The 17,678-nt window shown below is 64.9% G+C and carries 16 protein-coding genes; 3 read left to right on the top strand and 13 right to left on the bottom strand.

Annotated elements, in window-relative coordinates:
- Positions 1 to 73 precede the first annotated feature (73 nt).
- Positions 74 to 985 (top strand): LysR substrate-binding domain-containing protein, encoded by a 912-nt coding sequence (locus tag F3J44_RS11965; protein ID WP_167272544.1) that lies wholly within the window; start codon positions 74 to 76, stop codon positions 983 to 985.
- A gap of 404 nt (positions 986 to 1,389) precedes the next feature.
- Here the strand turns inward: F3J44_RS11965 and F3J44_RS11960 are convergent, their stop codons facing one another.
- The 5 genes from F3J44_RS11960 to ribBA all read right to left on the bottom strand — a co-directional run bounded on the left by F3J44_RS11960 (position 1,390) and on the right by ribBA (position 6,721).
- Positions 1,390 to 2,538 (bottom strand): ABC transporter ATP-binding protein, encoded by a 1,149-nt coding sequence (locus F3J44_RS11960; RefSeq protein WP_167068588.1) that lies wholly within the window; start codon positions 2,536 to 2,538, stop codon positions 1,390 to 1,392.
- Between the two features lie 19 nt (positions 2,539 to 2,557).
- Positions 2,558 to 3,367 carry an ABC transporter permease gene (locus tag F3J44_RS11955; RefSeq protein ID WP_027919924.1) on the bottom strand — a complete coding sequence of 270 codons (810 nt, stop codon included), beginning with the start codon at positions 3,365 to 3,367 and terminating at the stop codon, positions 2,558 to 2,560.
- 6 nt (positions 3,368 to 3,373) lie between these two features.
- The gene (locus F3J44_RS11950; protein ID WP_167272541.1) at positions 3,374 to 4,291 is read right to left on the bottom strand and encodes an ABC transporter permease; all 918 of its coding nucleotides are present in this window, start codon (positions 4,289 to 4,291) and stop codon (positions 3,374 to 3,376) included.
- Positions 4,288 to 5,313 (bottom strand): ABC transporter substrate-binding protein, encoded by a 1,026-nt coding sequence (locus F3J44_RS11945; RefSeq protein WP_167068582.1) that lies wholly within the window; start codon positions 5,311 to 5,313, stop codon positions 4,288 to 4,290. Before F3J44_RS11945 ends, F3J44_RS11950 begins: the two co-directional genes overlap by 4 nt.
- Positions 5,314 to 5,599: 286 nt before the next feature.
- A complete protein-coding gene (ribBA, locus tag F3J44_RS11940) occupies positions 5,600 to 6,721 on the bottom strand; it encodes a bifunctional 3,4-dihydroxy-2-butanone-4-phosphate synthase/GTP cyclohydrolase II (protein ID WP_167068579.1) in 1,122 nt (373 codons plus the stop codon).
- Between the two features lie 78 nt (positions 6,722 to 6,799).
- Here ribBA and F3J44_RS11935 point away from each other — a divergent pair, with 78 nt between their 5' ends.
- Positions 6,800 to 7,093: a DUF1330 domain-containing protein gene (locus F3J44_RS11935; protein ID WP_060510889.1), complete on the top strand. Its 294-nt coding sequence runs from the start codon at positions 6,800 to 6,802 to the stop codon at positions 7,091 to 7,093.
- An 80-nt stretch (positions 7,094 to 7,173) separates the two neighbouring features.
- Here F3J44_RS11935 and F3J44_RS11930 read toward each other — a convergent pair whose 3' ends face one another.
- Positions 7,174 to 7,896 carry a pirin family protein gene (locus F3J44_RS11930; RefSeq protein WP_167272538.1) on the bottom strand — a complete coding sequence of 241 codons (723 nt, stop codon included), beginning with the start codon at positions 7,894 to 7,896 and terminating at the stop codon, positions 7,174 to 7,176.
- Positions 7,897 to 8,624: 728 nt separating this feature from the next.
- Positions 8,625 to 9,644 carry an alpha/beta hydrolase gene (locus F3J44_RS11925; RefSeq protein WP_167272535.1) on the bottom strand — a complete coding sequence of 340 codons (1,020 nt, stop codon included), beginning with the start codon at positions 9,642 to 9,644 and terminating at the stop codon, positions 8,625 to 8,627.
- Positions 9,645 to 9,790: 146 nt separating this feature from the next.
- Here F3J44_RS11925 and F3J44_RS11920 point away from each other — a divergent pair, with 146 nt between their 5' ends.
- A complete protein-coding gene (locus tag F3J44_RS11920; RefSeq protein ID WP_167272532.1) occupies positions 9,791 to 10,675 on the top strand; it encodes a LysR family transcriptional regulator in 885 nt (294 codons plus the stop codon).
- A 76-nt stretch (positions 10,676 to 10,751) separates the two neighbouring features.
- On the opposite strand, the gene F3J44_RS11915 is transcribed toward F3J44_RS11920, so the two are convergent.
- Genes F3J44_RS11915 through purU form a run of 6 tightly spaced genes read right to left on the bottom strand, consistent with a single transcriptional unit; the run spans position 10,752 to position 17,544 of the window.
- Positions 10,752 to 11,327, bottom strand: a complete 576-nt coding sequence (locus F3J44_RS11915; RefSeq protein ID WP_167272530.1) for a sarcosine oxidase subunit gamma — start codon at positions 11,325 to 11,327, stop codon at positions 10,752 to 10,754.
- A gap of 3 nt (positions 11,328 to 11,330) precedes the next feature.
- Positions 11,331 to 14,234, bottom strand: a complete 2,904-nt coding sequence (locus tag F3J44_RS11910) for an FAD-dependent oxidoreductase (protein WP_167272528.1) — start codon at positions 14,232 to 14,234, stop codon at positions 11,331 to 11,333.
- Complete coding sequence (locus F3J44_RS11905; protein WP_167068554.1) at positions 14,231 to 14,536, bottom strand: sarcosine oxidase subunit delta; 306 nt, start codon at positions 14,534 to 14,536, stop codon at positions 14,231 to 14,233. The genes F3J44_RS11910 and F3J44_RS11905 overlap by 4 nt, the downstream gene beginning before the upstream one ends.
- A 10-nt stretch (positions 14,537 to 14,546) precedes the next feature.
- Positions 14,547 to 15,788 (bottom strand): FAD-dependent oxidoreductase, encoded by a 1,242-nt coding sequence (locus tag F3J44_RS11900; protein WP_167068551.1) that lies wholly within the window; start codon positions 15,786 to 15,788, stop codon positions 14,547 to 14,549.
- Positions 15,770 to 16,681 (bottom strand): bifunctional methylenetetrahydrofolate dehydrogenase/methenyltetrahydrofolate cyclohydrolase FolD, encoded by a 912-nt coding sequence (gene folD, locus F3J44_RS11895; protein ID WP_167272525.1) that lies wholly within the window; start codon positions 16,679 to 16,681, stop codon positions 15,770 to 15,772. Before folD ends, F3J44_RS11900 begins: the two co-directional genes overlap by 19 nt.
- Complete coding sequence (purU, locus tag F3J44_RS11890) at positions 16,678 to 17,544, bottom strand: formyltetrahydrofolate deformylase (RefSeq protein WP_167068543.1); 867 nt, start codon at positions 17,542 to 17,544, stop codon at positions 16,678 to 16,680. The genes folD and purU overlap by 4 nt, the downstream gene beginning before the upstream one ends.
- Between the last annotated feature and the right edge of the window lie 134 nt (positions 17,545 to 17,678).

Here is a 17,678-nt window from a genome sequence, read left to right as displayed (position 1 = left end):
CAGGTGTGGGCCATGCTATAAGAGGCGTTATTGAAGATAATCTGCCATTCCATGCATTCTTAGTGTACGAAACGTGAATAAACTGCCCAGCCTCGACGACCTCGACATTTTTCTCCAGGTGGCCCGCCGCGCCAGTTTCGCGGCAGCGGCCGAAGCCCGCGGCATGTCGGCGGCCTTTGTCAGCAAGCGCATTCGCCTGCTGGAGGCCGACCTTGGCGTGCGCCTGCTGCACCGTACCACCCGGCGGGTGACGGTGAGCGAGGAGGGCGAGCGGGTTTACCAATGGGCCCAGCAGATGTTCGAGGCCCTGCAGCGCATGGGCGAGGACCTGGAAGCCGGCCAGCGCGAGCCGGCCGGGCAGCTGCGCATCGCCAGCAGCCTGGGGCTGGGCCGGCGCATGCTGGCGCCGGCACTGTCGGCGCTGGCGGCGCGCTACCCACGGCTGGACATCCGCCTGGATGTGCATGACCGCCTGGTGGACCTGGTGGCGGAGGGCATCGACCTGGATATCCGCGTGGGCAACAGCATTGCGCCCAACCTGATCGCCAAGCGCCTTGCCCGCAACTGGCGGGTGCTGTGTGCCGCGCCGGATTACCTGGCTCGGCGTGGCACGCCAAAGCACCTGGCCGACTTGGCCGGGCATGATTGCCTGGCGATCAAGGAGCGTGACCACCCCTTCGGCGTGTGGCACCTGGAAGGGCCGGAGGGCGAGCAGAGCGTGCGGGTGACCGGGGCGCTGTCGAGCAACCATGGCGAAGTGGTGCACCAGTGGTGCCTGGATGGGCGGGGTATCGTGCTGCGGTCGTGGTGGGATGTGCACGACAGCCTGGCGGATGGGCGGCTGGTGCAGGTGTTGCAGGGGTATCGGCAAAGTGCCGATATCTGGGCTGTCTACACCGCGCCGTTGGCCGGGTCGGCCAAGGTGCGCGTGGCCGTTGAGTTTTTTCGGGCGTTCTTCGCTGACAGGTTTCAGGTTTGTGATTGACCTTGGCGGCCTCTTCGCGGGGCAAGCCCGCTCCTACAAATCGTTGTAGGAAATAACCCAGCCCTGGGGGCTGCGCTGTTGCGCAGGGAACCGTGCCAGCAGTCGCGCCGCAATGCGTGGGTGCCCAAAAATGCGATACGCGAACACCGGCGCTTGACCTACACCACAACCCTGGGCTGCCGATCAAGCGCCCATCTCCAGGCCAGCGCCGCCCCGGTAGGAGCGAGCGCAGCTCGCGATGGGGCGCGCAGCGGCCCCAGGGTTTCAGCCTCGCGGCTCATAGTGCTGGGGCTGCTTTGCAGCCCATCGCGAGCTGCGCTCGCTCCTACAGGATTCACCGTTAAATCAGATGGTTACGATTTGTTCCATAGGAGCGGGCTTGCCCCGCGAAAGGGCCGGTAGGGTCAGTGCGCCCCAGCCGACTTGCTCAAGTCGCTTTCGGCCCATTCGGTGTAGATACAGGCATCCGCCACCGCCCAGCGTACCTTCACACTGTCCCCCGGTTGCATCGGCATACCCGCGGCAGACAGCGCCTTCACGGTAAGCTCGGTACCGCCTGCGGTCACCACGTGGCAGGTCTGGCTTTCACCCAGGAACAGCACTTCACCGACCTTGGCGCTGACTTCGTTCCAGCCCGCCGGCAGCGGCTCGCGCGCGGCCTGCTCGGCGGTCAGGGCCAGGGCTTTCTCCGGGCGCACCATGATCAACGCCTGTTGGTCGGCGCTGATGCCTGGGGTCAGGCGGATCGCCACCGGCTGCCCTTCGAAGCTGCCGGCGCCGTTGCTGTTGGCCTTGATACGCAGGAAGTTGGAGTTGCCCAGGAACGAGGCCACGAAGGCATTCGGCGGGTTCTGGTAGAGGTCGTAACCGGTGCCCAGGCCGACGATCTTGCCGTGGCTGAAGATGGCGATGCGCTGGGACAGGCGCATGGCTTCTTCCTGGTCGTGGGTGACGTAGACGATGGTGATGCCCAGCCGGCGGTGCAGCTGGCGCAGTTCGTCCTGCAGGTCTTCACGCAGCTTCTTGTCCAGCGCGCCCAGCGGCTCGTCCATCAGCAGGATGCGTGGTTCATACACCAGCGCCCGGGCAATGGCCACCCGTTGCTGCTGGCCACCGGACATCTGCGATGGCTTGCGGTGGGCGAACTTCTCCAGTTGCACCAGCTTGAGCATGGCATCCACGCGCTTGCTGGTTTCGCTGGCGCTGAGCTTGCGAATGGCCAGCGGGAAGGCGATGTTGTCGCGCACGTTCAGGTGCGGGAACAGGGAGTAGCGCTGGAACACCATGCCGATGTCGCGCTTGTGCGGCGGCACGTTGACCAGCGACTGGCCGTCGACCAGGATCTCGCCGCTGCTGGGGGTTTCGAAGCCCGCCAGCATCGACAGGGTGGTGGATTTGCCCGAGCCGCTGGAGCCGAGGAAGGTCAGGAATTCGCCGTCCTGGATTTCCAGGTCGAGGTTGTCCACGGCGGTGAAGTCGCCGTAGTGCTTGTTCAGGCCACGCAGGCTGACCAGGGTCTTGCCGGGCGCGTTGTCTTTGATCACTGCACTCATTGTTGTTTTCTCCGCGCGCTCAGGCGTTGACTTCGGTGCGCCGGCGCAAGGCGGCGGCAATGAACATGACGAGAAGCGACAGGCCGATCAGCAAGGTCGAGGCCACGGCAATGACCGGGCTCAGGTCCTGGCGCAGGGTGGTCCACATTTTCACCGGCAGGGTTTGCAGGTCGGGGCTGGCCATCATCACGCTCAGCACCACCTCGTCCCACGACACCAGGAAGGCGAACAGGCCGCCGGCGATCATGCCTGGGCGAATGGCCGGGAAGGTCACCTTGAAGATCGCCTGCAGGCGCGAGGCACCGCAGATCACCGCGGCATCCTCGATCGACTGGTCGAACAGCTTCAGCGAGTTGATGATCGAGATGATGGTGAACGGCAGGGCGACGATCACATGGCTGACCACGAAGGCGAACAGCGTGCCGGTGTAGCCAAGCTTGAGGAACAGTGCGTACACGGCCACGGCGATGATCACCAGTGGCACGATCATCGGCATGGTGAACAGGCCATAAAGCATTTCACGCCCGGGGAAGCGGCCGCGCACCAGGGCGAATGCGGTGGGCAAGCCCAGCAGCACGGCGGCGATGGTGGTCAGCACGGCGACCTTCAGGCTGGCCAGGGCGGCGTCCATCCACTCCGGGTTGGAGAAGAACTGGCCGTACCACTTGAAGGTCCAGCCCGGCGGCGGGAACACCAGCCACTGGGACGAGCCAAACGACAGCAGCACGATGAACACCACCGGCAGCAACAGGAAGGCGGCGATCACCCCGGTGGTCAGGTACAGCCCGGTGCGCAGCGGGCGCCCCATGGCATTGGGAGACAGAAGCATGGTGAATTACCTCGCGTTGCCAACCGGGGATTCCGGCTGCAGCTTCAGGTACAGGTAGAAGAGCACCAGGGTGATCACCACCAGCAGTGCGGCGGCGGCGCTGGCCAGGCCCCAGTTGAGGAACGACTGCACCTGCTGGATGATGAACTCGGGCAGCATCATGTTCTGCGCCCCGCCCAGCAGGGCCGGGGTGACGTAGTAACCGAGCGACATCACGAACACCATCAGCGCGCCGGAGAACAGCCCCGAGCGGCACAGCGGCAGGAACACCTTCCAGAAGTTGGTCCAGGGGCTGGCGCCGCAGATCGACCCTGCCTGCAGCACCATCGGGTCGATGGCATGCATGGTCGCCTGCAGCGGCAGCACGATGAACGGGATCATGATGTAGCTCATGCCGATCACCACGCCCGTGAGGTTGTGCACCATTTCCAGCGGGGCATCGATGATGCCCATGGCCATCAACGCCTTGTTGATCACCCCCGAGCTTTGCAGCAGCACCAGCCACGAGTAGGTGCGTGCCAGCAGGCTGGTCCACATCGACAGCAGCACGATGTTCAGCAGCCAGCGGCCCCAGCCCTTGGGCACCAGGGTGATCGCCCAGGCCAGCGGGAAGCCCAGCAGCACGCTGATCAGGGTGACCACGCCGGCCACCGAGAAGGTGTTGAACAACACCCGTGCGTAAGCCGAGTTGGCGAACAGCTGCTCGTAGTTACCCAGGCCCGGCGTGGGTTCCAGCACCCCGCGCAGCAACAGGCCGACCAGCGGCGCGAAGAAGAACAGGCCGAGGAACAGCAGGGCCGGCAGCAGGTTGCGGCTGCCTTTCCAGCGCTGGCTCAGGCTCACGCGGCGGGGGACCGTTCCCGGGGCGCCGGTGCCCGTGGGGGCACCTTGCGCATTGTGCAGGGCGTTGATGGCGACTTTCATTTGACCAGCCACTCATTCCAGCGCGCGGCGATGGCCTGGCCGTTCTTCGCCCAGTAGGCGAAGTCCAGGGTGACCTGGTCCTGGGCGTAGGCGGTGGGCAGGTTCGGCGCGAGGTTCTTGTCCAGCTTGGCGACGCTGTCGAGGTTCACCGGGGCGTAGGCGGTCTTGTTGGCGAACTCGGCCTGGCCTTCGGCGCTGCTGGCGTTGGCCAGGAACTTCATGGCCGCGTCCTTGTTCTTCGAGCCTTTGGGGATGACCAGGAAGTCGGCCATGACCAGGTTCTGCTTCCAGCTCACGCCCACCGGTGCACCGTCTTGCTGCAGGGCATAGACGCGGCCGTTCCAGAACTGGCCCAGGGACGCTTCACCGGAGGCCAGCAGTTGCTGGGACTGGGCGCCACCGCCCCACCAGACGATGTCTTTCTTGATGGTGTCGAGTTTCTTGAAGGCGCGGTCCAGGTCCAGCGGGTAGAGCTTGTCGGGGGCGACGCCGTCGGCCAGCAGGGCCAGCTCCAGCACGCCGGGGCTTGGCCATTTGTACAGGGCGCGCTTGCCGGGGTAGGTCTTGGTGTCGAACAGCGCGGTCCAGTCGACGGGCTTGTTGGCACCGAGTTTGCCTTCGTTGTAGCCGAGCACGAAGGAGAAGAAGAACGAACCTACGCCATGGTCGGAGACGAAACGGGGGTCGATCTTGTCGCGTTTGATCTGGTTGAAATCGAGGGGTTCGAGCAGGCCTTCGTTGGCGGCGCGCAGGGCGAAGTCGGCTTCGACGTCCACCACGTCCCACTGCACATTGCCGCTTTCGACCATGGCCTTGAGCTTGCCGTAGTCGGTGGGGCCGTCTTGCACGACCTTGATGTCGGTGGCCTTGGTGAAGGGAACTGCCCAAGCTTCTTTCTGGGCGTCCTGGGTGGTACCGCCCCAGCTGACGAAATTGAGGCTGTCGGCGGCCTGGGCGGCCTGACATGCCAGGGTCAGCAGGCTGGCGGACAGCACTGCGGTTACACGTTTGCTCAACAGCATGGTTACGCCCTCGTTGCTTTTGTTATTCGAGGCGGGGCTTTTTGGTGCGCCCGCCAACAGTGTTCGGGGAGCAGCTAAAACAAAGTGTCTTGTGGCCGTTTGTGATTGTAGGTGCCGGCCTGAAATTTTAAGGTCTACGGGATATCATATTATGGTATTCCAAACTTTTGGCAAGAGGCAGGAGGCGACCGGCCATCACTCCGTCCTTGCCGAGCCTGTGCAAGCCCTGTGGGGGCGGGTAAACCCGCTGCCACAGGGCCCTGCAAGACCTGCTGCTTACGTAGGCTCAGCTCACCAGGCCCGGCTCGAAGGGAATGCTCTGCACCACCTCCAGCTCGTAGCCGGCCAAACCTGCATATTTCAGCGGTGGCCCCAGGTGACGCAGCTTGCCCACGCCCAGGTCCTGCAGAATCTGCGCGCCGGTGCCCACTTCCGAGTACACCTTCGACTGCCCCCGTTGGTACGGCCTTACCGGCTGGGTCAGCTGCGGTACGCGCTCAAGCAGCGCCTGGGACGACTCGTGGTTGGCCAGGATCACCACCACCCCGGCGCCTTCGTCGGCCACTTTCTGCAGCGCCGCCCACAGCGTCCAGTTGGCCGGGCCGGCATATTCGGCGCCCACCAGGTCGCGCAGCGGGTCGATCACGTGCACGCGCACCAGGGTCGGTTGCTCGCGGCGGATATCGCCCATGACCATGGCCATGTGCACGCCACCTTCGATGCGGTCTTCATAGGTCACCAGGCGGAACGTACCGTGCACGGTCGGCAGCTCGCGCTCGCCGATGCGCTTGATGGTCTGTTCGGTGCTCAGGCGGTAGTGGATCAGGTCGGCGATGGTGCCGATCTTGATGCCATGCTGTGCGGCGAACACTTCCAGGTCGGGGCGCCGGGCCATGGTGCCATCGTCGTTGAGCACTTCGACGATCACCGAGGCCGGGGTGAAACCGGCCAGGCGGGCCAGGTCGCAGCCAGCTTCAGTGTGGCCGGCACGGGTCAGCACGCCGCCTTCGCGGGCGCGCAGGGGGAAGATGTGGCCGGGCTGCACCAGGTCTTCGGGGCGGGCGTTGGGCGCCATGGCAGCGGCCACGGTGCGCGCCCGGTCGGCGGCGGAGATGCCGGTGGTGACGCCGCTGGCGGCTTCGATCGACACGGTGAAGGCGGTGCTGAACACGCTGCCGTTGGCCGGCACCATTTGTTCCAGGCCCAGGCGTTGGCAGTGCTCGTCGGTCAGGGTCAGGCAGATCAGGCCGCGCGCCTGGCGGGCCATGAAGTTGATGGCCTGGGCGTCACAGCGCTCGGCGGCGATCAGCAAGTCGCCTTCGTTTTCCCGGTCTTCGTCGTCCACCAGCAGGACCATCTTGCCTTGCCTGTAGTCCTCGAGGAGTTCTTCGATGCTGTTGAAAGCCATGCTGCACGCTCACTGTGGTGGGGTGATTTTTATGGTATACCATCATACACAAATATTTTTGTAACTGGAGAGCAGCGGATGAAGGCCTATTGGATCGCCCATGTCGATGTGACCGACCCTGAGCAGTACCAGCAATACACCCAGCGTGCCCCTGCTGCCTTCAAGGCATTCGGCGGCCGCTTCCTGGCCCGTGGCGGGCGCAGCGAGGCGATGGAAGGGCGGCCCACCCCACAGCGTAGCGTGGTGATCGAGTTCGACTCGTATGAGCAGGCGCTGGCGTGTTATCGGTCTGCGCTGTACCAGGAGGCATGCAGCCACCGCCAGGGGGTGGCGAAGGCTGAGGTGATTATTGTCGAAGGGTTCGAGCCTTAATCGTGTGCGCCTTGTCGCGAGCTGCGGGTCCTGTGCTCCCCCACCGGTAGGCGCGCAGCTCGCGATAAGGCCGGCCCTGCTTACGGCATACCCGGCAACTCATGTGGCCGCAGGTCGAACACCAACACCTCGGCATCCACGCCATTGCCCAGTTCCAGCACCTGCTCCTGCCGCACGCGCACCCCATCTCCTTCATTCAGCACTTGCCCATTGAGCTCGATGCTGCCACGGGCCACATGCACATAGGCATGGCGGTTCTGCGCCAAGGTCAAGGTGGCGCGTTCTGCACCGTCGAACAACCCGGCGTACACCCGCGCATTCTGCCGCACCTGCAGCGACCCCTCGGCGCCATCGGGGGAAATGATCAGGCGCAACTTGCCGCGTTTTTCCTCGGCGCTGAAGTGCTGTTGCTGATACCGCGGCGTCGCCCCCCGGACGTTGGGCACGATCCAGATCTGCAGGAAATGCACCGGCTGCGCCTTGCTGTGGTTGAACTCGCTGTGCGCCACGCCGTGCCCGGCACTCATCAGTTGCACGTCACCTGGGCGAATCACCGAGCCAGTGCCCAGGGTGTCCTTGTGCTCCAGCGCGCCTTCGAGCACGTAGGAGAAGATTTCCATGTCCCGGTGCGGGTGCTCGCCAAAGCCCTTGCCGGCAATGACCCGGTCGTCATTGATTACCAGCAGGTCGGAGAAACCCTGCTCGTCGGGGTTGCGGTAATGGCCGAACGAGAAGGTGTGGAAGGATTTCAGCCAGCCATGGAAAGCCAGGCCGCGGTCTTGGGCGTTACGGATGGTGAGCATGGGGATTCTCCTTGAAAAGCCGGGGCCGGGAGGGCTGCCGGGCTGTTGATGGGAGAATCTTACTGTCAGCCTGGCGTGTTAAAAATAGGGTTTAACAAGTATAACTGTCTCGTTTTAGGCGACTAATGCAGGAGGCTTCCTACAGATATTTTTCCTTCGGCTGTAGACCCTGTCTTGATTTCTTCGGGGGTGGTTTTGAAGGGCCGTTCTGCTGCTAGCTTCCCGGTTCTCCACATCAGGAAGGGAAACCATGCGAACGGTGATGAAACATGCACTTGGCTGTGCGTGGCTTATAGTCGGTTCGGCATTGATAGAGATAAGCAGGCCGTGAAATGGAGCGCGCCGCTGTCGCGGCGCATCGCGAGCTGCGCTCGCTCCTACCGAATTGGCAATTCCTCACAGCGCGCGATAGGGCCGACCCTGATTACGTTCTAACTAGTAATTCATGCGGCCGTATGCATTTTTGGCGTTTTTTCCGAACGACCGATATCTCCATCGCTGCGGATGGCACTATCGACAGCCGGACTGACGGCAGCAAGATTGAAGCGTGTGGGCCGTTGCCTCAATAGAGAAACACTGCAACGTGCTGGTTAGGTTTGTTTGCTGGCCACTTAAGCAATCGGGGCCGCTTTGCGGCCCATCGCAGGCAAGCCAGCTCCTACAGGCGTAGCGTTGGCCTGTAGGAGCTGGCTTGCCTGCGATGGGCTGCGAAGCAGCCCCAGGTTCGCTTATTGCAGATGTACCTTCAATTCCCCAGCCGCCTGCCTCATCGCAGCCTTCACCGCCGGCACCTGGCTCAATGGGTTCAACAGCCCGTAGTCGTGGATCATCCCGTTGTAGCGCACCGAGGTCACGGTCACGCCGGCGGCATTCAGCTTGCGGGCATAGGCCTCACCCTCATCGCGCAGCACATCGAACTCGGCGGTCTGCACCAGCGCTGGCGGCAGGCCCTTGAGTTGTTCAGGCGTGGCGCGCAGCGGCGAAGCGTAGATCTGTTCCCGGGCCTTGGCGTCGGTGGTGTAGCTGTCCCAGAACCACTTCATCATCCCAGTGGTCAGGAAGTGCCCCTCGGCGAACTGCTTGTACGAGCCGGTTTCGAAGCTGGCATCGGTCACCGGCCACAGCAACAGCTGGAAGCGCAGGGCCGGGGTGCCGGCCTCCTTGGCCTTGAGTGCGACCACCGCCGCCATGTTGCCGCCGACACTGTTACCTGCAACGGCCAGGCGCTTGCCGTCCACGCCGATTTCCTTGCCATGCTCGGCCACCCACTGGGTCGCGGCATAGGCCTGGTTGATCGCCGTTGGGTAGTGCGACTCAGGCGATGGGGTGTAGTCCACGTACACCGCCACCGCACCGGAACCCACCACCAAGTCGCGGATCAGCCGCTGGTGAGTCGGGAAGTCGCCCAGCACCCAGCCACCGCCATGGAAGAACATGAACACCGGCAGGTCACCTTTGACATTGGCCGGGCGCACCACCTGCAGCGTGATCGACTGGCCGTTGGCCTGGATGCTGCGCTGCTTCACCTCGATACCGGACAGGTCGACCTTCACCGATGCCTGGGCACCGGTCAGTACGGCGCGGGCGTCTTTCGGGCTGAGCTGTTCAAGCGGCTTGCCGCCACCTTGCTCCAGTGCTTGCAGGAACGCCTGGGTGTGCTGTTCGACGCCTGGGCTGCCAGCGGCGAATGCGCTGGACACCGACAGGGCGAGGAGGGAAGCGGTGAGGGTTTTTTGGACAATGCTCATGGTCGAATCCTTTTCTGTTCAAGTGTTGGGAGTGGGCGTCTTGCCTGGCCTACAGGGCCATCGCTGCAACCTGTGTGTAGATTAAGCAGATGCAGCTTCGGGAAAAAGCCGCTATAAAGCGTTTGACTGTCACCAAGAGCGAGACAATGAACCCCTACGAAGACATGCGCATCTTTGCCCAGGTCATGGAAGCCGGCAGCTTCACCGCCGCCGCCGACCGCCTGGGCATGTCCAAGCAATCGGTTAGTCGGCGCCTGATGCAGCTCGAAGAGCGCCTTGGCGTGCGCCTGCTCAACCGCTCCACGCGGCGCCTGGATGCCACCCCCCTGGGCCAGCACTACTACCAGTCGGCGTTGCGCCTGCTGGGTGAGGTGCAGCAGGTGGAGCACGACATCAGCGGCCAGGCCCAGGCCCTGCGCGGCACCCTGCGTCTGAGTGCGCCGTTGTCGTTCGCCATGGCCCACCTGGGCTGCCTGCTGACCGAGTTCCTGCAACTGCACCCGCAGGTGGACGTGGAAGTGGACCTTAGCGACCGCGCCGTGGACCTGATCGGCGAAGGCTATGACCTGGCGCTGCGCATTGGCGCGCTGGAGGACTCCAGCCTGATCGCTCGGCGTATTGCCGATGTCGAGCGGGTGTATTGCGCCAGCCCCGCGTACCTGCAAGCCCGTGGCGTGCCCACCCGGCCCGAGCAGTTGGCCGGGCATGATTGCCTGCCTTACGGGCACTCGCGGCAGGTGCAGTGGCAGTTCCGCCAGGGCGGCAAGGCCCAGGCGATCCAGGTGGCTGGGCGCATGCGTGCGAACAACGGCGAGATGCTGAGGGACGCGGCGATTGCCGGGATGGGCGTGACGTACCTGCCCACCTTCATCGTTGGCCAGGCGCTGGCGGATGGGCGCCTGGTCACCGTGCTGGATGAGTGGGTGACGCCGGCGTTGCAGTTGTCGGCGGTGTACCCGCAGCACCGGCAGGTGGCGCGGCCGGTGCAGGGGTTCGTGAGTTTCCTGCGCGAGCGGTTGCTGCAGCTTTAAAGCTGGGGCAGCCTACCCGGGAGACGCGATTTCCTGGGTAGGAGCGACCGCAGGTCGCGATAGCGCCATCAGCCCCTCAACACATCCCCCCGCCAAACTCGGCCATGGCATCGAGCACCGCGTCACGAAAATACGCAAGCGACGCCCGGTCGAAAAGCAACTGCAGCGCCTCGTTCCCCACATTCACCACGATCACATTGATCCGCGCCGCCGACGTCTGCGCCACGGCGCCAACCGGGAACGCCGGCAGGCGCAGGTCAACGCCGCACAGCTTGGCCATCACCGCGCTGCAGTGGCTGCCGGACAACTGCAACCAGGCATGGCTGTCCTGGCGCGGCAGCAGGTAATTGCGCCGGGCATCCTGCACCCATTCACCTTCATCGGTGGCCACCCGCGCGCCGTGGTCGGCTAGGCTCCCCAGCACCAGGTACTCGCTGGCCGACAGGCGCGCCACCCAGCTCCCGTCGTCCTGGCGCTGGGCCTGGTTGGGTAGCGCTGGCAGGCGATAGCCACGTGCTTGCAGGTACGCTGCGCTGTCTGCGCCGCGAAACCCCACCCGCGCCAGTTCAGTCAGGTCAGTCAGGCCGCAGGCCTGTTGCAGCCCGGCCTGGGGGCTGCGTGGAATGAAGGCTTCGGCTTTCAGGCTGGTCATGGCTCAGAGCTCCTGGCGCAGGTTGTCGGGATCATGGAAGGGCAAGGGCACCACCTTGGCATTGACCATCACACCGCCCTCCACGCGGATCGGGATGTGCATGCCAGGGGTCGCCTGGTGGGCGCCGGCATAGGCCAGGCCGATGATTTGCCCCAGGGTCTGGGAGTATTCGCAGGAGGTGACGTTGCCGCTGATATCGGCGCCGTCCAGCACCAGATGGCCCTCCAGCGGCTGCGGGCTGCCTTTGGGCAAGGTGAAGCCAACCAGCTTGCGCTTGAGCGGCTGTGCTTCGAGGATCTCGATGGAGCGCTTGCCGACGAAGAACGGCTTCTTGCGGCCAATGGCCCACTGCATGTCGATTTCTGCCGGGTGGGTCATGCCATCGGTGTCCTGGCTGATGATCACATGGCCTTTTTCCAGGCGCAGCAAGCGCTGGGTTTCGACCCCGAACGGGCGAATGCCCAGGCCAGTGCCGGCCTGCATCAGCGCATCCCACAGGCGCTCGGCGTGGCGCGCCGGCACGTGCACCTCATAGCCCAGCTCACCGACGAAACCCACCCGCAGGATGCGCGCCGGGATGCCGGCCACCTTGCCCAGGCGCACTCCCAGGTAGGGAAAGGCCTCGGCGCAAAGGTCAACATCGTCACACACCTTGGCCAGCACCTGGCGAGACAGCGGCCCGGCCAGGTTCACCGCCGCCAGGGCCGCCGTGACGTTGGTGATGTCCACGTCCAGGCGCCATTGGGCGTTCCACTTGAGCATCTGCTGGTAGATGCGGTCGACCCCGCTGGTGGTGGCGGTGACATAGAAGTGCTGCTCGGCCAGGCGGGCGCACACGCCATCGTCAATCACCACGCCGTGCTCGTTGGTCATCAGCGCATAGCGGGTGCGGCCGATGGCCAGCTTGGCGAAGCCGAAGGTGTACAGGCGCTCCAGCAGCTCGGCCGCGTCCGGGCCGCGCACATCCAGGCCGCCCAGGGTGGAGACGTCGATCAGGCCCACCTTCTCGCGCACATGCCGGGCTTCTTCCTGCATGCAGCGCTCGCGTTCCTCGGGCTTGCCGTAGTAGGCCGGGCGCTGCCAGATACCGGCGGGCATCATCTTCGCCCCGGCTTGCAGGTGGCGCCGGTGCATCGGCGTTTGCCGGTACGGGTCGAAGGCGCGCCCGGCGACATGCGCCAGTTTCTCTGCCTGGAACGGTGGCCGGGCGGTGGTCACCCCGGTTTCGCTGATGCTACGCCCCGTGGCCTGGGCCACCAGGCGCGCGGTGGGCAGCGCTGAATGGCGGCCCTGGGACGGGCCCATGCCGACCGTGGAGAAGCGCTTTACCAACTGCACGTCGCGGTAACCACTGCGAGTGGCGTTGACGATATCGCGCACTTGCAAGTCCTCGTCGAAGTCGACGAAATCCTTTCCCTTGGGGTGGGGGAAAATCGGCCAGGGGAAGTTCACCTTGGCCTCGGCTACGAAGGTTGGCGCTGCCTGGGCCTGCAGGCCCAGCGCAGCCAGCGCTTGCGCAGCTGCGCGGGTGGCATCGGCCAGGACGTTGGCCAGCGCATGGCGGCCGTTCACCGAGCCTGCGATATCCAGCCCCACGGGCAGGTTGCTGATGGCGAACTCATCGCGATTCACGTCATAGGCCAGCTTGCCGCCGGCCTGGCACAGCAGCTGGTACACCGGCATGTAGCCCGCCGACATGCACAACAGGTCGCAGCTTACGCGCAGGCCCTGTTCGCCCACCTTGCCCTGGCCTGTGATCGGGCGAATAGCAGCGCCGGTGACATGGCGCATGCCCGCCTCGTGCAGCGCTTCGTACACCGTGCTGCCCAGGTGCAGGGGAATGTCGCGGCGTTTGAGTTCAGCCGCCAGCGCGGCATCGCCGGGCGCGGCGCGCATGTCGACCACAGCGGCGATGGCCACGCCTTGCTCCTGCAGGTCGAGGGCGGCCAGGTAGCCGTCATCGTGGCCGGTGAGTACAACCGCTCGCTGCCCAGGCTTCACCGCATAGAGCTTCATCAGCCGTTGCGCGGCGCTGGTCAGCATTACCCCGGGCAGGTCGTTGTTGCGAAATACCACCGGTTGGTCGAACGAGCCGGCCGCCACCACGCAGCGGGTGGCGCGCACCTTGTACAGGCGCTTGTGCTGGATCACCGGCAGGTAGTTGTCGGTGAACCAGCCATTGCAGGTGGCCTCGCACAGCACCTGGATGTTCGGGTGGCCCTGAACGGCGGCCAGCAACTCCTGGCGCAGGCTGGCGGCGCGGGTGCCGGCGATGTCGAAGCGGGCGTAGGTCAGCGAGCCGCCGAGCACCGGCTGCTGCTCGACCAGCAGCACCTGGGCACCGGCGTTGGCCGCATCCAGCGCTGCGTGCAGACCGGCCGGGCCGCCACCAATGACCGCCACGTCAACAAAAAGGTAGGCCTTGTCGTAATACTGCGGCTTGAAATCGAGGTTCAGCACGCCCAGGCCGGCCTTTTTGCGAATCAGCGGCTCCCACACTTTCCACATGCCCTTGGGCTTGTAGAACGAGCGGTAGTAGAAACCCACCGGCATGAAGCGCGAGAACTTGCCCAGGTAGGCGTCGCGGTCGTGCTCCAGGCTGCCGTTGAAGTTCTGCCCTTCGACCACCAGGCCGTCGCGGGCAGCTTCCATGTCGGCCAGCACGTTGGGCTCGTCGGGCAGTTGCACCAGGCTGTTGGCGTCTTGCCCGGCCATGCTCAGTGGGCCCCGTGGGCGGTGGTACTTGAACGAGCGCGACAGCAGCCAGCGGCCGTTGCCAAGCAGGGCGCTGGCGATGCTGTCACCGGCAAAGCCTGCGCAGGCCTGGCCGTCGAACTGGAAATGCACGGGCCGCTCGCGGTCGATCAGCAGGCCCATGGGCGCGGGGAGGCGAGTGTGGCTGTTCATCCGGCGATCTCCGGTGTGGCGGTTGGGGCGAAGTCGACGCGGCGGTCGAACAGTTCCTTGGGGTCGAAGGTGCGCAGCACCTGGTCGCTGACGGTGTGGCGCTCGGCCAGGAACCAGTAGCTGGAGGCGTTGTGCAGCCACCACTCGATGACCACGCCAGCCAGGTTGTCGCTGTTGAACACGTAGTCGGCCCATTCGGCGTCGCTGCAGGTGGCCGGGTCGGGCATGTACTTGAATTCGCCGCCGTAGGTGAACTCGCTGATGTTGCGCGGGCCGTTCAAGGGGCAGGTGAGGATTTTCATCAGGGTGCTCCTAGTGGCTGGCCGCGGTGGCGCCCATTTCGTTGACTTGCTGGAAGCGGCTGAAGCGCTCCAGGGCGAACGGCGCGATCATGCCCGGCACCTTGCCGCCGCTGGCGACCAGCTCGGCCATGGTCTTGCCGCAGATGGGCGTTGCCTTGAAGCCCCAGGTGCCCCAGCCGGCATCCAGGTAGTAGTTCTCGACTGGCGACAGGCCCATGATCGGGCTGTAGTCCGGCGTCATGTCGGTGATCCCGGCCCACTGTCGCATCAGCTTGGCATTGGCCATGAACGGGAACATCTCGATGGCGTGGGCCAGCAGGCTTTCCTTGAGGTCGAGGGTGGAGCGGGTGTTGTACAGCGGGTAGGGGTCCGAGCCACCACCGAAAACGATTTCGCCGCGGCTGGTCTGCTGCACGTAGCAGTGCAGCGCCGACGAACTCACCAGTGGGTCGAGGAACGGCTTGAACGGCTGGGTGACCATGGCCTGCAGCGGGTAGGTGTGAATGGGGGCGCGGATGCCGGCCTTGGCCAACAGCTGCGAGCTGGCCCCGGCCACCGCCTGCACCACGCACCCGCACTGTACGGTGCCGCGGTTGGTTTTCACCGCTTCGATGCGGCCATTGCGGATCAACAGGTCTTGCACTTCAGTCAGTTGGTGGATCTCCACGCCACGCTTGGCGGCCTGCTTGGCATAACCCCAGGCGACCGCATCGTGGCGCGCGGTGGCGCCGTCGATGTGCCAGAGGCCTGCGAGCACCGGCAGGTGGCCAGGGTCCAGGTTCAGGCTGGGCACCAGCTCGCGGATCTGCTGGCGGTCGATCATCTCGGTGCGCCCGCCAAAGTGCTTGTTGACCTCGGCGCGCTGGCGGAAGGCGCGCACGGTGGCGTCGGTGTGCGCCAGGGTGAGTTGGCCGCGCTCGGAGTACATGATGTTGAAGTCGAACTCGTTGGACAGGTTCTGGAACATGCGCACCGATTCTGCGTAGAAACGCACGCCTTCGGAGGTGAGGTAGTTGGAGCGGATCACCGCCGTGTTGCGCGCCGTGTTGCCGCCGCCCAGGTAGGCCTTTTCCAGCACCGCGACATTGGTGACGCCGTGGTACTTGGCCAGGTAATAGGCGATGGCCAGGCCGTGGCCGCCGCCGCCGATGATTACCACGTCATAGCGCGGCTTCAGTTCACAGGGTGGTGGCAGGTCGACTTCCACCGGGTAGTCGGCGCTCAGGCCGTATTTCAGCAGGGCGAAAGGCATGGGGTGCGCTCCGGGTGGGCGGCCTGTTGCTGCAGGTCGAGGGCGAGCAGGGTGTTTTTCATCAGGTAAGCGATGGTCATCGGGCCGACGCCGCCGGGCACCGGGGTGATGGCGGCGACCTGGGGCAGGGCGGCGGCGAAGTCGACATCGCCCACCAGGCGGCTGTGGCCGCCTTCCTCGATACGGTTGATGCCCACATCGATCACCACCGCGCCCGGCTTGAGCCAGCTGGCGCCGATCAAGCGTGGCTTGCCCACCGCCGCGACGACGATGTCGGCCTGGCGGCACAGCGCCGGCAGGTCGTGGCTGCGCGAATGCACCACGGTCACCGTGCAGTCGGCCTGCAGCAGCAGGGCGGCCATGGGCTTGCCGACGATGTTCGAACGGCCGACCACCACCGCGTGCTTGCCGCGCAAATCACCGCAGGCATCGCGCAGCAGGCGCATGCAGCCGCTGGGTGTGCAGGGGGTGAGCACGTCACGGCCCTGGGCCAGGCCGCCGACGTTCTGGCTGTGGAAGCCGTCCACGTCCTTCAACGGGCTGATCGCCTGGAGAATGCGGTGTTCATCGACCTGCGCGGGCAAGGGCAGTTGCACGAGGATGCCGTTGACCTCGGGGTCGCGGTTGAGGCGGTCGATCAGGGCCAGCAACTGGGCCTGGGTGGTGTCGGCCGGCAGGCGATGCTCCAGCGAGCGGATGCCCACCTCCTCGGCGCGCAGCACCTTGTTGCGCACATACACCTGGCTGGCGGGGTCGGCACCCACCAGCACCACGGCCAGCCCCGGTTGCAGGCCGCCCTGGCGCAGGGCCTGAACTTGCTCGCGAACTTCGGCCAGCACCCGCGCCGCGGTGGCCTTGCCGTCGATCAGCTTGATGCTGGGAATGGCATTCATTTGAAGATCACCGTGCGGTCGTGGTTGAGGAACACCCGGTGTTCGAGGTGGTACTTCACCGCGCGGGACAGGGCGATGGTTTCGGTGTCCCGGCCAATCGCCACCAGGTCGTCCGGGGCGTAGGCGTGGTCAACGCGCTGCACTTCCTGCTCGATGATCGGCCCTTCGTCGAGGTCGCTGGTGACGTAGTGGGCGGTGGCACCGATCAACTTGACCCCACGCTGGTAGGCCTGGTGGTAGGGCTTGGCGCCTTTGAAGCCGGGCAGGAACGAGTGGTGGATGTTGATTGCCCGGCCCGACAGCTGGCGGCACAGGTCGTCGGACAGAATCTGCATGTAGCGCGCCAGCACCACCAGTTCGGTGCCGGTGTCCTCGACGATGCGCATCAACGCCGCTTCCTGGTCGGCTTTGGTGTCCTTGGTCACTGGCAGGTAGACGAAGCGAATGCCCTGGCGCTCGGCCATTGGGCGCAGGTCCAGGTGGTTGGACACCACCGCGGTGATCTGCATGTCCAGCTCGCCCTTGGCGTGGCGGTACAGCAGGTCGGCCAGGCAGTGGTCGAACTTGCTCACCATCAGCAGCACGCGCAGCGGCCGGGCGCTGCTGTGCAGGCTCCAGTCCATGTCGAAGCGCCGGGCTACATCGGCGAAACCGGCTTCCAGTTGTGGGGTGTCACCGCTGACCCCGGTGTTGTAGCGGAATACAGCACGCATGAAGAAGCGGCCATTGTCCTCGTCGTCGAACTGCGCCATCTCGCTGATGTAGCAACCGTGCTCGGCCAGGTAGGTGGTCACCGCGGCGACGATGCCGGACACCGCCGGGCAGCTGACGCGCAGGATGAAGTGATCGGGAGCGGGGTGCATGTCGGATAGGCCTCGTGATGGAGTGGGGCAGGTCGGCACAAGGGCAAAAGAGGTTTCGCGAGCAGCGAAGGGTGTTTCTTGGTAGGAATATAAATTTCCTTTTGGCGATTTATAGGCGAATTGAGGGGTGGTGG

The sequence above is a fragment of the Pantoea sp. Tr-811 genome, assembly GCF_011752535.1.
Lineage (GTDB): Bacteria > Pseudomonadota > Gammaproteobacteria > Pseudomonadales > Pseudomonadaceae > Aquipseudomonas.
This window is presented reverse-complemented; position numbering and strand designations above follow the sequence as displayed.

Bases quoted from the DNA above. Each gene is read 5' to 3' on its own strand.
- F3J44_RS11950 (WP_167272541.1), bottom strand. From the start codon at position 4,291: ATGAAAGTCGCCATCAACGCCCTGCACAATGCGCAAGGTGCCCCCACG.
- F3J44_RS11920 (WP_167272532.1), top strand. From the start codon at position 9,791: ATGAACCCCTACGAAGACATGCGCATCTTTGCCCAGGTCATGGAAGCC.
- F3J44_RS11930 (WP_167272538.1), bottom strand. From the start codon at position 7,896: ATGCTCACCATCCGTAACGCCCAAGACCGCGGCCTGGCTTTCCATGGC.
- F3J44_RS11905 (WP_167068554.1), bottom strand. From the start codon at position 14,536: ATGAAAATCCTCACCTGCCCCTTGAACGGCCCGCGCAACATCAGCGAG.
- folD (WP_167272525.1), bottom strand. From the start codon at position 16,681: ATGAATGCCATTCCCAGCATCAAGCTGATCGACGGCAAGGCCACCGCG.
- F3J44_RS11925 (WP_167272535.1), bottom strand. From the start codon at position 9,644: ATGAGCATTGTCCAAAAAACCCTCACCGCTTCCCTCCTCGCCCTGTCG.
- ribBA (WP_167068579.1), bottom strand. From the start codon at position 6,721: ATGGCTTTCAACAGCATCGAAGAACTCCTCGAGGACTACAGGCAAGGC.
- F3J44_RS11960 (WP_167068588.1), bottom strand. From the start codon at position 2,538: ATGAGTGCAGTGATCAAAGACAACGCGCCCGGCAAGACCCTGGTCAGC.
- F3J44_RS11900 (WP_167068551.1), bottom strand. From the start codon at position 15,788: ATGCCTTTCGCCCTGCTGAAATACGGCCTGAGCGCCGACTACCCGGTG.
- F3J44_RS11915 (WP_167272530.1), bottom strand. From the start codon at position 11,327: ATGACCAGCCTGAAAGCCGAAGCCTTCATTCCACGCAGCCCCCAGGCC.
- F3J44_RS11955 (WP_027919924.1), bottom strand. From the start codon at position 3,367: ATGCTTCTGTCTCCCAATGCCATGGGGCGCCCGCTGCGCACCGGGCTG.
- F3J44_RS11910 (WP_167272528.1), bottom strand. From the start codon at position 14,234: ATGAACAGCCACACTCGCCTCCCCGCGCCCATGGGCCTGCTGATCGAC.
- F3J44_RS11945 (WP_167068582.1), bottom strand. From the start codon at position 5,313: ATGCTGTTGAGCAAACGTGTAACCGCAGTGCTGTCCGCCAGCCTGCTG.
- purU (WP_167068543.1), bottom strand. From the start codon at position 17,544: ATGCACCCCGCTCCCGATCACTTCATCCTGCGCGTCAGCTGCCCGGCG.
- F3J44_RS11935 (WP_060510889.1), top strand. From the start codon at position 6,800: ATGAAGGCCTATTGGATCGCCCATGTCGATGTGACCGACCCTGAGCAG.